This window comes from Allobosea sp. BK604 (genome assembly GCF_004341515.1).
In the GTDB taxonomy this organism is placed as follows: Bacteria; Pseudomonadota; Alphaproteobacteria; order Rhizobiales; family Beijerinckiaceae; genus Allobosea.
Map to the genome: position 1 here is coordinate 447,739 of NZ_SLZF01000002.1, position 13,252 is coordinate 460,990.

At 64.8% G+C, this 13,252-nt stretch carries 10 protein-coding genes; 4 read left to right on the top strand and 6 right to left on the bottom strand.

Translation table 11 applies throughout. From position 1 onward, the window contains the following. Nucleotides 1-33 precede the first annotated feature (33 nt). The 3 genes from EV560_RS07480 to EV560_RS07490 all read left to right on the top strand — a co-directional run bounded on the left by EV560_RS07480 (nucleotide 34) and on the right by EV560_RS07490 (nucleotide 2,828). On the top strand, nucleotides 34-1,227 hold the full coding sequence (locus EV560_RS07480; RefSeq protein ID WP_248311934.1) for a glycosyltransferase family 4 protein: 1,194 nt from the start codon (nucleotides 34-36) through the stop codon (nucleotides 1,225-1,227). Next, the gene (locus tag EV560_RS07485; RefSeq protein ID WP_131855106.1) at nucleotides 1,224-2,477 is read left to right on the top strand and encodes a hypothetical protein; all 1,254 of its coding nucleotides are present in this window, start codon (nucleotides 1,224-1,226) and stop codon (nucleotides 2,475-2,477) included. Before EV560_RS07480 ends, EV560_RS07485 begins: the two co-directional genes overlap by 4 nt. 141 nt (nucleotides 2,478-2,618) lie before the next feature. Then, nucleotides 2,619-2,828 carry a hypothetical protein gene (locus EV560_RS07490; RefSeq protein WP_131855107.1) on the top strand — a complete coding sequence of 70 codons (210 nt, stop codon included), beginning with the start codon at nucleotides 2,619-2,621 and terminating at the stop codon, nucleotides 2,826-2,828. 48 nt (nucleotides 2,829-2,876) lie between these two features. Here EV560_RS07490 and aspT (EV560_RS07495) read toward each other — a convergent pair whose 3' ends face one another. From aspT (EV560_RS07495) to EV560_RS07510, 4 genes are all read right to left on the bottom strand, one after another. Further along, complete coding sequence (gene aspT, locus EV560_RS07495) at nucleotides 2,877-4,562, bottom strand: aspartate-alanine antiporter (protein ID WP_131855108.1); 1,686 nt, start codon at nucleotides 4,560-4,562, stop codon at nucleotides 2,877-2,879. 99 nt (nucleotides 4,563-4,661) lie between these two features. Continuing rightward, on the bottom strand, nucleotides 4,662-6,305 hold the full coding sequence (gene aspD, locus EV560_RS07500; RefSeq protein WP_131855109.1) for an aspartate 4-decarboxylase: 1,644 nt from the start codon (nucleotides 6,303-6,305) through the stop codon (nucleotides 4,662-4,664). 123 nt (nucleotides 6,306-6,428) lie between these two features. Continuing rightward, a complete protein-coding gene (gene aspT / locus EV560_RS07505) occupies nucleotides 6,429-8,120 on the bottom strand; it encodes an aspartate-alanine antiporter (protein ID WP_131855110.1) in 1,692 nt (563 codons plus the stop codon). Nucleotides 8,121-8,162: 42 nt separating this feature from the next. Then, complete coding sequence (locus tag EV560_RS07510; protein WP_131855111.1) at nucleotides 8,163-10,922, bottom strand: aminotransferase class I/II-fold pyridoxal phosphate-dependent enzyme; 2,760 nt, start codon at nucleotides 10,920-10,922, stop codon at nucleotides 8,163-8,165. Nucleotides 10,923-11,226: 304 nt separating this feature from the next. Between EV560_RS07510 and EV560_RS07515 the strand changes: the two genes are divergently transcribed. Next, complete coding sequence (locus EV560_RS07515; RefSeq protein ID WP_131855112.1) at nucleotides 11,227-11,493, top strand: hypothetical protein; 267 nt, start codon at nucleotides 11,227-11,229, stop codon at nucleotides 11,491-11,493. Nucleotides 11,494-11,604: 111 nt separating this feature from the next. Here the strand turns inward: EV560_RS07515 and EV560_RS07520 are convergent, their stop codons facing one another. Both EV560_RS07520 and EV560_RS07525 read right to left on the bottom strand, forming a co-directional pair. Then, the gene (locus EV560_RS07520) at nucleotides 11,605-12,417 is read right to left on the bottom strand and encodes an IclR family transcriptional regulator (RefSeq protein WP_165923364.1); all 813 of its coding nucleotides are present in this window, start codon (nucleotides 12,415-12,417) and stop codon (nucleotides 11,605-11,607) included. A 31-nt stretch (nucleotides 12,418-12,448) separates the two neighbouring features. Then, nucleotides 12,449-13,252 carry an enoyl-CoA hydratase/isomerase family protein gene (locus tag EV560_RS07525; RefSeq protein WP_131855114.1) on the bottom strand — a complete coding sequence of 268 codons (804 nt, stop codon included), beginning with the start codon at nucleotides 13,250-13,252 and terminating at the stop codon, nucleotides 12,449-12,451.

Below are 13,252 nucleotides of genomic sequence, written 5' to 3' on the forward strand. Positions count from 1 at the left end.
GGGTCGGTGGTCACCGGCGGAAGCTGTATCATCGTGAAACGGAACCTGGTCGTGCCGATCCAGATTGCCTGCGTCCATCAGGGCTATGAGCTCTATGGCTCGGATCGCAGCTTCGCCGAAAGCGTCGCCGCCTTGCGCGCGGCCTATCCGACGGCCGAGATCGAGGTCGTACTGCCGCGGCCGGGCCCGATCCTCGCATTGCTCGAAAACGTCGCCAGCCGTGTGTCCTTCGAGCCGCTCTGGATCCTTAGGCGCAAGGCACTGCCGAAGCTCCTCGCCACCGGCGCCGTCACGTTGCCGCTGGCCGTCAGGCGCGCCGCCGCGCGGATCGCACGCTGCGATCTGGTCTATGTGAACACCTCGGTGATCGTCGACTATTGCATCGCCGCTCGGTTTTTCCCCGGGAAAGTAATTCAGCATATTCATGAAATTCCCGAGGGCTCGACGCGCCGGGCGCTCCGGGCGCTAGCGCTCTGGGGCCGGAGCAGGCTGATCTTCAATTCGCAGGCGACGCGCGAGGCCTTCGCGCCGCCGCCCGGACAGCCCTGGGACGTGATCTATAACGGCATTGCCGGGCCGCCCGATTGGCAGCCGACGCGCTATGACGGCTCGCGCCCCCTGCATGTGCTGCTACTCGGCCGGATCAATCGCATCAAGGGACAGGAGATCCTTCTCGCGGCGCTGGCCGCGCTGCCGGCGCCGCTTCACGCAAGTATTTCCGTCCGGATCGTCGGAAGCGCCTTCGAGGACCAGGGCCTCGAACAGGCCTTGCGGGACATGGTTCCGGCGATGGGCCTGAAGGACTGCGTGAGTATCGAGCCGTTTCTCGACGACCCGACCCCCCTCTATCGCTGGGCCGATGTCGTCGCGGTGCCGTCGCGCCGCCCGGAATCGCTCGGGCGCGTCGCGATCGAGGCAATGGCCTTCGGGCGGCCTCCGCTCGCGTCGGCGATCGGCGGATTGCGCGAGGTCGTGGCCGACGGGGTGACCGGCTGGCTCCTGCCGCCGGGCGATGCGGAGGCGCTGACGCAAGCGCTGATCGAGATCATCGAGTCTCCCGGACGGCTTGCCCCGATGGCCCGAGCCGGGCGCGAACGCTATGAGCGGCTGTTCAGCGCAGAGGCCGTCGCCAGCGCGATCTCCGCTGTCGCGCGGGAGATGCTGGAAGCCGCCGAGGCGAGGCGAGCGAGCGCGAACCCGCAGCAGCACGCGGCGGATTCCGCATGAACACACGGAATATCCGGCGCATCCTCGGCCGCCTGGTCATGATGATCGGCGGCGAGGCGATGCAGAGCGCATTCCATCTGGCGCTCAACCTCGCATTGCTCCATGCGGTCTCGGCCTATGAATACGGAATCTTTGCGCTGGTCATGGTGATCGGCGGGCTCGGCCTCACCTATATCCGCTCGCTCACCGCCCTGCCCGCCAGCATCTGCATCACGCAAAGCCGCAGCAGCGCCGCCGCGAATGCGTTCGAGATCACCTTCGGCTCGGCCGCGCTTCTGCTGTCGGTCGTGCTGGCGATCGGCCTCGCCTGCGTCCTGAACGTCTGGCTCAAGGAGGGCGTCCTGGCCGGCGGCGCCTTCGTCGGCCTGTGGACGCTGCGCAGCCATCTGCGCACCGTATTCTTCGCCCGGCACCGGCAAAGGCTGGTCAGCGTCAGCGATCTCGTCTTCACGCTCAGCGGCGCCGCCGGCGCGGCACTCGTCCTGCTCGATGCCGAGCATGTGCTGCAGCACACTTTCCTGGCGCTGGTCTGCGCGAATGCGCTGGGCATCGCGGTCCTGCTCGGCTTCGCCAAGCGGCCGGTCCGGATCAGCCTGGGCGTTCATGTCTGGCGTCGATACGCGAAGCTGTGGCGCGATCTGCGCTGGTCGCTGCTCAGCGTGACGATCACGAATGTCCAGGGACAGGGCATGGCCCTGCTCGTCGCCGGCATCGCCGGGCCTGCGGCCTACGCCCCGATCGCGGCCGCGCTCGTCATGTTCGTCCCGTTGCGGATCATCTCCACGGCCTTCGCCAATATGCTGCATCCGGAGATGTCGATCTCATTGGCGCGGGGCGAGATCCAAAAGGTCTGGCGGTTGATGCGGACGTGGCCGATTCCGCTAGGGCTCTTCGGCCTGCTCTATGGCGTCGTGATCATGGTTGCCCTGCCGTTCATACAGCCTGATACACTCGAGAACACGCAATTCTACAAGATCGCGGCGCTGGCATGGGCGATCTACACCGTGCCGATGCTCTATGTCATGCCGCGCATCTGGCTCGAGATCATGCTGGACTTCCGCACGATCGCGATCCTCTCGGGCCTCGCCGCGGCGGTCGGATTGTCGCTCGTCCTGGGAATCCTGCTGACCGGCTCGCCATCCTGGTCACTCTTCGGCAGCGCGGTCTCGGAACTGATCGTTCTGGCGGGTTCGTGGATCGTGGTGTGGCGCAGGCAGGGCGTCGCGGCCAAGCGTCTGGCCACGTCGTGAGCGCGCGGCGGGACGGCTACCCAGCCGGGTAACCATCGCGGCGTAAGAACGACCGGTATCCACCGGAGATAGTTTGCTTTTTCCTGCCGCCGATTTATGGTCTCTTAACCATTTATCCGTTGCGGCAGCTGGAGCATTCACATGGCGTCGTCCTTCGCCACTGCCGTCTACGGTATGATTGCAGGCTGGATCCTGCTGAATTCGATCCTCGAATCGCACGATCGTGGTCATCGTCTGGCCGGATATGGCGTCATAGCCATCGTCGCGGCCGCCTGGCCGCTGATTTTCCTGGCCTGGCCGGTCCTGACCTGGTCGGTGCCAACCAGGGTCAATTTCGCAGCCCTGGATTGACGGCCCTGCGATAGGAGCCAGCTGGGATCGTCATCGCTGGCGCAATCCTCAGAGCGACATCAACGCGACCAAGACAGGCCCCCAGGCCGTCAGCAGGATATTCCCGATTGCGTAAGGCACCGTGTAGCCCAGGGCGGGGATGCTGCTTTGCGCTTCGTCCTGAACGGCCCTCAGCGCCGCGGTGATCGTGCCCGCACCGGCGCAGGCGCCCAGCACGATCAGCGGGTTCATCTTCAGGACATAGCGGCCGAACAGGATGCCGATCGTATGCGGCAGCAGCGCCGAGACCAGGCCGACCGCGACGAGGCTGAGGCCCGTCGTCTTCAGGCCCGAAATGAAGCTCGGCCCCGCGCCCAGCCCGACGATGCCGATGAACATGCATAGACCGAGTGTGTCGAAGATCCAGATCGCCGGCTCAGGGATGCGGCCGAAGAACGGATAGACGGATCTGAGCCAGCCGAAGACGAGACCCATGATCAGGGCGCCGCCGCTCGTGGTGAGCGTCAAGGGCACGCCGCCGACAACCAGGGTCAACAGGCCGACCAGCCCGCCCAGGAAGATGCCGAGCCCGACGAAGACCATGTCCGTCGCCGTGGTGCGCCGGTCGGCATAACCGAGCTGGGCCGCAGCGCGCTCGACCAGTGGCAACGGCCCGACGAGGGAGAGCACGTCACCGCGGTTGACCTGGCTCTCGATCGTGATCGGCATGGCGATGCCGGACCGCGTCAGCCTGGAGAGGAAGACGCCGCGCGCGAACTCCTCCTTGGCCAGGACCGCGAGCGACAGGCCATCGAGCGCACGGTTGGTCAGGACCACGTCGAGCGATTCGAGGGGTATGTCGAGCAAGCCGGCGTCGCTGACCTCGGGGCCGATCACATCGCCGCGGCCGGCATGGATCTCCTGCCGCGCCATGACCGCGATGATATCGCCCTCGCGGATGGCGAGATCGGGCGCAGGCTCCTGCAGCGAGCCGCCGCTGCGGACGCGCAGCACATAGACGCGCGCATCCCGCGGCAACGCCTCGATCTCGGCGATCGTCTTGCCGAACAGCACGGCGTTGGTGACGCGGTAGGCGCGCACGTCGAACATCCGCGCGGCTGAGACGACGCCTTCGGTCTCGCCGCCCGACCCGGCCGACTGGGAGCGCATCTGCGCCGCTTCCTGCTTGAGGTCGATGCCCATCAGCTTCGGGCCGATCTTCGGCAGGAACCAGACGAGCGAGGCCGTGCCGACGAGATAGGTCACGGCATAGGCGACGGGGATGTTGTTGATCAGCGCCGTTCGCTGCTCCTGGGGAAGATCGAGGCGCTGGATGGCCTGGCCGGCCGTGCCGATCACCGTCGATTCCGAGAACGCGCCGGCAAGCAACCCGGCGGCCGTGCCGATGTCGTAGCCCAATAGCTTGGAGAAGCCGAGGGCCGTGAGCAGACAGGCGACACAGAGGACGACGGTCAGCGCCATCTGAGGGAAGGCGTCCCGCTTCAGCGCGCGGAAGAACTGGGGACCGACCTTGTAGCCGGTGGTGAAGAGGAAGAGATCGAAGAAGATCGCCTTCACCAGCGGCGAGACCTTGATGTCGAGCTGCCCGATCAGCACGCCGGCCAGCAGGCAGCCGACGACGATTCCGAGGCTGAAGCTGCCGAATTTAAGTCGGCCGATCAGGAAGCCGAGCGCGACGGTCAGGAATATCGCAAGATCAGGATTGTCCCGCAGCGCGTTCGCGACATAGCTCATGGGCCGCCTCGATGAGGCAAGAGAGCCCCGGACCGGGCCAAACCCCGATCCGGCAGATATCCAAGGCGGCTCCGCCGCGGGCCTGCCTTGGCAGGCCGACTATTCGCCTGCTGCCGGCGCCGGCTGCGCCTTCTGGGACAGGGCCAGCTTGTAGGCCTCGAATGCCTGGCGGTAACCGCGCGCCACGGCCCGCGTCGCGCGGCCGATCTGCCCGTAGACCTCGTCGTCGAGATTGGCGAAGGAGACGCGCACGGACCAGTCCGGCGCATGGAAGCCGCCGCCGTTCAGCAGGACGATGCCGTGGTCCTCAGCGAGACGGAAGACGATGTCGAGCGGGTGGACGTTCTTCTTCATGTATTCGACCACTTCGGGGCCGACATATTTATTGGCCCAGAACTCGAAATCGACGAGGCCGTAATAGCGATCGTAGAGCAGGTTCTCCGAGAGCTCGATGCCCAGGCCTTCGATCATCTTGGTGAACCGGTGCTGGACGATGTCCATGCAGGTCTTCTGGTAGAGCTTGGCCTCATCGAGCATTTCCGACAGCGAGAACAGCGTCATCATCACCTGCTGGGGCAATGACAACCCGGCCGTATGGTTCAGCGCGATATCGCGGCTGTCGGCGACGATCCGGTCGATCAGCCTGAGCTCGCGCGGCTTCAGCGTGATCGGTCCGTAGCGCTTGTCGAGCGCGCCGAGGATCTTCTCGGGATGCTTGGCGATCGCCTTGTCGAAGATGTTCTCGCGATGGATCGCGATGGTGCCGAGACGCCAGCCGGTGCAGCCGAAATACTTGGAGTATGAATAGACGCCGATCGTATTGTGCGGCAGCGCGCCGAGCAATCCGCGGAAACCCTTCACGAAGGTGCCATAGACATCGTCCGTCAGGATCATCAGGTCGGGACGCTTGGTCTGGACCAGCTTGACGATCTTGGCGATCGTCTCCTCGCTCAGCGCGACCGCATAGGGATTGCCGGGATTGACGACGAAGAAGGCCTTGATCTTCGGATCCTCGAGCTTCTTCAGCTCCGCGTCGGTGAACTGGAAGCGGTTCTCCTGCGGCGCAGCGATGGTGACGATATCGAGGCCGTAATCCTCGAGATGCGGCATCTCCAGATACGGCGTGAAGATTGGTGTCCCTAGCGCGATCGTGTCGCCGGCATTCAGCAGCCGGTTCGCCTTCAGTGACTTGAAGATGTAGCACATCGCCGCGGTGCCGCCCTCGACCGCATAGATGTCGAACTGGCCGGGCGGGCGCGGCTCGCCGCACATCGCCCACATCAGGTATTCGTGCACGATGCGCTCGTTATGGACGAGCATGCGATCGGGCACCGGATAGTTGTCGCCGATGATGGAATCGACGAGCTCATGCACGAAGGCATCGGGCTTGAAGTCGAATTTCTTGATCGCGAAATTGACCATCTCGCCCAGGTGCTTGGCGCCAGGCGAATCCGGATGTCCAGCGAGCCAGGTTTCGAGCCTTTGCGCGATTCCGTCGGCCTTGGGCATGCCGCCGATACTTGCGGGCTTGTCCATGACCCGCCGGCTTTCGGTGATGGCGAACTGACCGAGCAGAAAAAAGGCTTCGCGTGGCGCCATCGCGACCCAGTTCGGGTTGCCGCGGCCGGCATTCAGCATCGTGATCGCAGACTCCTGCGCCACTTGCTTTGCGATCTTGATCAGTTCGTCCTTGATCTCGAACGGGCTGAGCTTCTCGAAATTCCGCAGTGTAACGACATCCATTGGTCTTCTCCCAATCGTGATCGCCGGCGCATCATCGGTTTCGGAAAGCGGGACCCGCTTCTGAAAATCGGACGATAGAACAAAGGCCTAGGCCATCTCTGCGCACCCGGAGAGGCGCGGCGGCTATGTCATCAGGATGATGATCACCATTCCCCAGATCGTGAGCAGCGTGTTGCCGACCGCGTAGGTCACGGTGTAGCCGAGCGCCGGAACCTGGCTCTTGGCGGTCTCGCAGATCATTCCGAGCGCAGCCGTCGTGGTACGGGCCCCGGCGCAGCAACCGAACAGGATCGCGGGGTCGAAGCGAAAGACGTATTTTCCGACGAACATTCCCAGGATCAGCGGGACCGAGGTCGCGACGATGCCCCAGATGAACAGGCCGACCCCCTGCGTCTGCAGTCCCTTGACGAAGCCTGGTCCTGCCGAGATGCCGACGACGGCGATGAAGATGTTCAGGCCGACCGAATTCATGAACCAGACGGTCGAGCTCGGGATACGGCCGAAGAGGGGTCGGACCGATCTCAGCCAACCGAAGACGAGGCCGGAGATCAATGCGCCGCCCGCGGTCGACAGGGTCAGCGGAACGCCGCCAACCTTGAAGACGAGTGCGCCGATCAGCGCGCCGAGCGTGATCGCGCCGCCGATGAAGGCGACATCGGCAACATCGCTCGGTCGGTCGGGATGCCCGATGACCTTGGCCGCCGCGGCGATATCCTGGGTGCGGCCGACAACGGTGAGGATGTCGCCGCGATGGATGATCGTGTCCGGCAGGATCGGGATGCTGACCGCGGTCGCGCCCCGGACGATCTTGCGCAGGAAGACGCCGCGCGCCGAAGGGAGCTGGGCCATCTCGCTCAGCGTCTTGCCGTCGACCGCCTTGCTCGTGACATAGATGTCGACGCCCTCGGCCTTGACGTCGAGGAGTTCGGGATCCTCGACCTCGTCGGCATTGGGCTCGATGACGTTGACCAGAATCTCGCGCGGGCCGGCGATCGCGACGATGTCGCCCTCCTGCAGGATCGTGTCAGCCTTCGCGTCCTCGATCACGCCGTTGCGTCGGATGCGCTCGACGAAGACGCGTGCGTCCGGCACCAGGGCCTCGGCTTCCACGGCCCGCATGCCAGCGACCCGCGCACCGCTGCGCAGGCGGTAGGCGCGCAGTTCGAAGCGCCGCCAGACCGAGCCGGGGCCGCCGAGCTCCTTGCCGCCGCCAAGCCGCGCCTCGTAGTCCTTGCAGGCCTTGACGAGGTCGATTCCAAGCAGCTTCGGTCCAAGCAGCGCCAGGACGATGGCGGAGCCGACCGTGCCGAATATGTAGGTCACGGCATAGGCGACCGGCATCGCATCGAGCCATTCCTTGGTCTGTTCAGGCGAGAGGCCAAGCCGGTTGATCGCGTCGGTGGCGAGGCCCATGGAGGCGGAAATCGTCTGTGAGCCGGCATAGAGACCCGCCGCATAGCCCGGGTGATAGCCCGCCACCCGCGCAGCGATCCATGCCGTGAGCAGGCAGAAGACGGTCACGACCACGGCGAAAAGGGCCTGAGGCGCGCCATCCTTGGCGATGCCGCGGACGAATTGCGGCCCGACGCCGTAGCCGACCGCGAACAGGAACATCAGGAAGAAGGTCGATTTGACGTTCGGGGAGATCGTGATGCCGAGCTGTCCGATGATGACGGCGGCAATGAGTGTCGACGTCACCGCGCCGAGGCTGAAGCCCTTATAGGAGAAGCCGCCGACATAGTATCCGATCCCCAGCGAGAGAAAGAGCGCGATCTCGGGGTAACTACGTAACGTACTGACGAACCAGTCGAACATGTTCTCCCCCTATCTCCAGACGTATCGTTCTCCGAATTCAGGCTATGCGGCTCTCGGCTTCTTGCGCGCGCCCTCGGTATTCGCGCTCCTCTTGCCGAGCGCATCGGCTCGCAGCAGCTTGAGACCCCTGGCCTTCTCGTAGCCATGGATCTCCTTCACATCGAGCTTGCGCATGAAGGTGATTGTCTCGCGGGTCACGACCTGGCCCGGCACCATGATCGGGAAGCCCGGCGGATAGGGGATCACGAAATTGGCCGAGACCAGTTCCGGCCCCTCGCTGAGGCGGCGGTCGCATTCAGGGCTGTCGATGCGCAGGTATTCGCACTGCTCCTCCGCATAGGCCGCGAAGAAGGCGCTGCGAATATCACCCTCGGGCGTCATATCGCCGGCATCCTTCCGGAACGCCTCATGGAACCGGCTGAAATTCGGCAGATCGGGCACATCGTTCATCAGGGCGTGCACGCGCGTTGCAAAGGCCTTGCGCTCTTCCTCGCCGCCCTGGCGCAGGCGGGTCTCGATGCCATTGGCGATCTTGAGAAGGACGCTGATCAGGAGCGCGACATCGCTGCGCGTATTGTTGATGTTGGATTGCAGCAGGACGGAGTTTCGCGAGGTCTTGTTGACCTGGATATTGTACTCTGCGGCGAGCAGGCCCTTGAAGCCGGTACCGTCGAAGCCCGCGGTGCCGCAGACGAGCGTCATCCGGGTCGGATCGAGGCAGAACTCGTCCTCCCGCATGCTGCGCAACTGGTCGTCCCAGCGCGTACCGGGCGCGAGGAAATCGACGAAGCCGCTGCTGCGATACTCCTTGGGCACCATGCCGTCGGCGCCGACGATCGAGAAATATTTCGAGATCAGCGGGTGGCTGTTGACCTCGCGCCGGATATCGAGGGCGACCTCGATGGCATTCATTACCAGCCCGTAGCCCTCGAGCTCCATTTGCCGGCGCGCGACATCGAGGCTGGCGATGAGCTGCTGGTTCGGACTGGTCGAGGCATGGGTGAAGACCGCCTCGTGGAACTGCGCCTCGACGGAATGGAAATCGACGTCCTTGACCAGGACCATCGAGCCCTGACGGATCGCCGACATCGACTTGTGCGTCGAGTTGGTCTGGTAGACGCGCAGCCGAATGGCACGCGGGTCCGGAACGAGGCGCGTATCCAAGAGCTTGTCCTGGGACGGGTTGCCGCCGAGTTCCTTCTGCTGCCTCTCATATTGCTTGAGCGCGTCCGCGCCCTGCATCGAGGCTTCGATATCGGCGGCCGCACCCATCGCAGTCCGTGGCCGGAGGAAGGGCGACCAGCGCGCGAAGCCAAACCAGGCCTCGTCCCAAAGGAAGATGAGGTCCGGCTTGATGGCCAGGCATTCCTCCATCACGCGCCGCGTATTGTAGATATGACCGTCGAAGGTGCAGTTGGTCAGGTCGACCATCTTGACGCGGTCGAGCCGGCCTTCGGCCTTGAGATCCAGCAGCGCCTTCTTGATGGTGCGCAACGGGACTGCGCCGTACATCGAGAATTCCGTCATCGGGAAGGCCTCGACGTAGAAGGGCTGGGCGCCGTTCAGCACCAGCCCGTAGTGGTGCGACTTGTGGCAGTTGCGATCGAGAATGACGATGTCGCCCGGCGCGATCAGCGCCTGCAGTACCATCTTGTTCGACGTGCTCGTGCCGTTGGTCACGAAGAACACGTGATCGGCGCCGAAGGCGCGCGCGGCCATGTCCTGCGCCCGCTTGATGTTGCCGGTCGGCTCCAGCAGGCTGTCGAGCCCGCCCGTCGTGGCGCTGCTCTCCGCCAGGAAGAGGTTGATGCCGTAGAAGTGTCCCATGTCGCGGATCCAGGGCGAGCGGAACACCGATTTGCCGCGGGCGATCGGCAGCGCGTGGAAGGTGCCGATCGGCCTTTGCGCATAGAGCTTGAGATTGTCGAAGAACGGCGTCTCGAACCGGGCCTTGATGCCTTCCAGCACCGAAAGATGCAATTCGAGCGGCTCCTCGATCTGGTACATGACGCGGCGGATCATCGCCGCCCGCGGGTCGCCGGCGAGTTGTTCGACCCGCCGGTCGGACAGGAGGTAGATGTCGAACTCCGGTCGGATCGCCTTCAGCCCGGCGGCCAGGCGGAGCGCCAGATCGGCCTCGTCCGCCTTGTCGAGCAGCGGCTGCTGAGCAGCCAGCACGCCGCGGAGTATCGGCGCGTCATGGCGCGACTTGAGCGCAAAACCTTCATAGATCGCGACCGCCGCGATATCGGGATTGAGCACGGCCGCACAGATCGCGTCTTCGAGACTGCCGACCAGCACGCTTTCGTAGACGAAAGCGTCTTCGGGCCGTCGCAGCCGGCGGAACTCGGCGGCGATATGGTGCCAGCGACCCTCGGGCGCCGGCGTCAGTGTCAACAGCTCGAAATAGGGGCGGTGCGGCTGGACATCGCCGAGCGAGGACGGAAGCACGTCGACGGGATCGGCCAGGGAGACGTCGACCGTCTGCCATTCCTTGGGGTCGTGCTTGAAATTGCCGGTGATGATCGCCAGCGAAATGCGCTTGGCGAGAGAGAGGAAGCCACCTGAATCGTCATTGTGGAGTCGCTCGCGCAAGGCGGCGATCAGCTCCTGCCCCGGAAATGCGAAGAATTCCTCGACGACGCCGACCTCCGCCAGGGCCGCTTCCACCGCGCTGCGCTTCTCGTCGCCCTTGGCCCAGGATCTGGCGACGGCATGAAGCTCCCGCCAGCGATCCTGGCGGCCTGAGGGCGCCGAAAAGAAATGATCGATGGACCGCGAGTCCTGGACGGTGGAGGCCATCTCGAATCCTTCCGTGACTGGTGAGGTCTGAGAGCCGGCTCGTCGCGTTTCTTGCAGGCGTCGTTGGCCGGCCCGGTTTCCAGGCAGGCACGGCAGCGTGTCAGTGCGGCCAAATTCAACACAACGGAGATCGCCAGCGTATTGTCCTTAGGGACAGGTTCTTGTGGCGCTGAATCCGCTAGAATTGGCCACGAGAATTGGGCGTGAAACGCCGCCCGATCATGACCCGCGCTCTCTCCGTGGAAGCGGCGGCGGCCCGCGGGATTGCGCCTACGCTCAGTGCAACCGTCACGGAGTTCACGTCATGATCAGCAAGATCGTTCTCGGAACATTCGTCGTGGTCGTTGTCAGCATAGCCTCGCAGGAAATCGGACTGAGGCCGGCATTTGCCTGCAACAGGACCGCAGGCTGCGCGATGGATGTTATCGAGGAAGGCCGAGACATGATGCAATCCGGCAAGATGATCGGAGCGATGCGCGAGGGCCAGGAGAATATCGCGGCATTCAAGCGGCTCCAGGAATCTGAACGGGCCTGGGCACAGGGCGGCAACTCCGCCCGCCGGAAAAAATGAGCGAGTCAGCTCTGTAACTTCAAGGCATCCGGCCAGAGATTGGCAAATTCGTCTGACAGAACGGCAGGCTCTGCTTGAGCGCTGCCCGTTTTGTGCAGTCTATCGCTGAATTCAGGCCGCCTCGGATTCACGCCTGGACGGCTTGTGCGGCTTGCGCAGCGGCCATAGCTCCGACAGCTGCCTGGCGACGTCCATGACGAGGGGGCCGAGCTCGCTGAGCCGGCGCTCGCCCATGCGCACACCCGGACCCGCGACGCTGACGGTCCCGACCGGCGCCCCGTCGAGGCCCGAGCAAATCGCTGCGGCTACGGCCGTGACGCCGGGCTCGGCCTCGCTGACCGCGATGCCGAAGCCGCGGGTCTTCGTGCGCTCGAGCTCGACGAAGAGCTGGTCGAAGCTGCGGATGGCGTTGGGTCCGAATTGCCCCGGCTCGCCGAAGCCGCCATTGCGGCCAATGATATCGCGGACCTGCTGCCGGGGAAGGCAGGCCAGCCAGGACTTGCCGCTGGCGGTCGCATGCAGCGGCACCGTATTGCTCGTCAACAGCGGCTGGTACATCAGCCCGCCGCGGGCGCCTTGCGCATCCGCGACCCAGACCAGCGCGTGAGCGTCGATCACCGCGAGGCGGATGAATTCCTTGGTTCGCGCAGCGAGCTCGTCGAGCAGGGGCTGGCACATGTCGGGAATGCCCGTCGCCATGTAGTGGCGCTGGCCCAGGATGGTCAGGCGCATCGTCAGGCGATAGGCACCGCTCTGCTGATCCTGCTCGACCCAGCCTTGCTCGATCAGCGCCGCAAGCAGGCGATGGACACCGCTCTTGGGCAGCGCCAGGCGCTGCGCGACCTCGCCGAGCTGCATGCCGACCGGGGCTTCGACCAGAAGCTGGACGATCGACAGGCAACGCTCGGCGGGGATATGGGCCATGACGGGTCTGGATCTCCTTGCGTCGGTGCCGCTAGCGGCCGGTGAATACCGGGGGGCGCTTGCCGAAGAAGGCAGCCGCTCCCTCCTGCAGATCATCGGAATCGAAAATGCGCTGCTGGGCGACGGTCGATTGCGACAGCCCCGCATCGAGCGCGAGATCAGCGGCGGCATCGACCAGTTCCTTCGCCAGCCGATTCGAGATCGGGCCGCGCCGGGCGATCGTCGCCGCCATGGCGCGGGCGGCCTCGAGCGCGCTGCCTTGCTCGGCGATCTCGTTCACGACGCCCCAGGCCAGCGCCTGCTCGCTCGATATCGGCTCGCCGGTGAAGAGCATTCGCTTCGCCCGCGCCGGCCCGATCAGACGCGTCAGCCGGATCGCGCCACTGCCGGCGAGTCCGCCGAGCTGAGATTCCGGCAAGCCGACATCGACGCCGCTGCGCAGGATCCGCAGGTCGCAGCACAGTGCGATTTCCAAGCCGCCGCCAAGCGCGGGTCCGTCGATCGCGGCGATCGTCGGCATCGGCAGGCGCGCCAGATTGCGCAGGACCATATCCTCGAACAGGATCTTCTGCTCGCTGGCATCGTGCCGGATCGGCCCAAATTCCCTGATGTCGCTGCCGGCGCAGAATGCCCGTGCCGCGCCGCCATGGAGGATGACGCAGCGCAGATCGCGCCGTTCTGCCAGGCCGGCGAGAATAGCGTTGAGCTGGCGCAGCAGCGGGCGCGTCACGAGGTTGAGCGGGCCGTTCGCCAGCTCGATCTCGGCGACGAAACCGTCCTCGACCAGCTTGGCCGAGCCGCTTGCAACGAATTGTGCCGCTGTGCCCGCAGTCAT

Excerpts from the sequence above, each read along its gene's own strand:
- EV560_RS07485 (WP_131855106.1), top strand. The coding sequence starts at position 1,224 with ATGAACACACGGAATATCCGGCGCATCCTCGGCCGCCTGGTCATGATG.
- EV560_RS07490 (WP_131855107.1), top strand. The coding sequence starts at position 2,619 with ATGGCGTCGTCCTTCGCCACTGCCGTCTACGGTATGATTGCAGGCTGG.
- aspT (WP_131855108.1), bottom strand. The coding sequence starts at position 4,562 with ATGAGCTATGTCGCGAACGCGCTGCGGGACAATCCTGATCTTGCGATA.
- aspD (WP_131855109.1), bottom strand. The coding sequence starts at position 6,305 with ATGGATGTCGTTACACTGCGGAATTTCGAGAAGCTCAGCCCGTTCGAG.
- aspT (WP_131855110.1), bottom strand. The coding sequence starts at position 8,120 with ATGTTCGACTGGTTCGTCAGTACGTTACGTAGTTACCCCGAGATCGCG.
- EV560_RS07510 (WP_131855111.1), bottom strand. The coding sequence starts at position 10,922 with ATGGCCTCCACCGTCCAGGACTCGCGGTCCATCGATCATTTCTTTTCG.
- EV560_RS07515 (WP_131855112.1), top strand. The coding sequence starts at position 11,227 with ATGATCAGCAAGATCGTTCTCGGAACATTCGTCGTGGTCGTTGTCAGC.
- EV560_RS07520 (WP_165923364.1), bottom strand. The coding sequence starts at position 12,417 with ATGGCCCATATCCCCGCCGAGCGTTGCCTGTCGATCGTCCAGCTTCTG.
- EV560_RS07525 (WP_131855114.1), bottom strand. The coding sequence starts at position 13,252 with ATGACTGCGGGCACAGCGGCACAATTCGTTGCAAGCGGCTCGGCCAAG.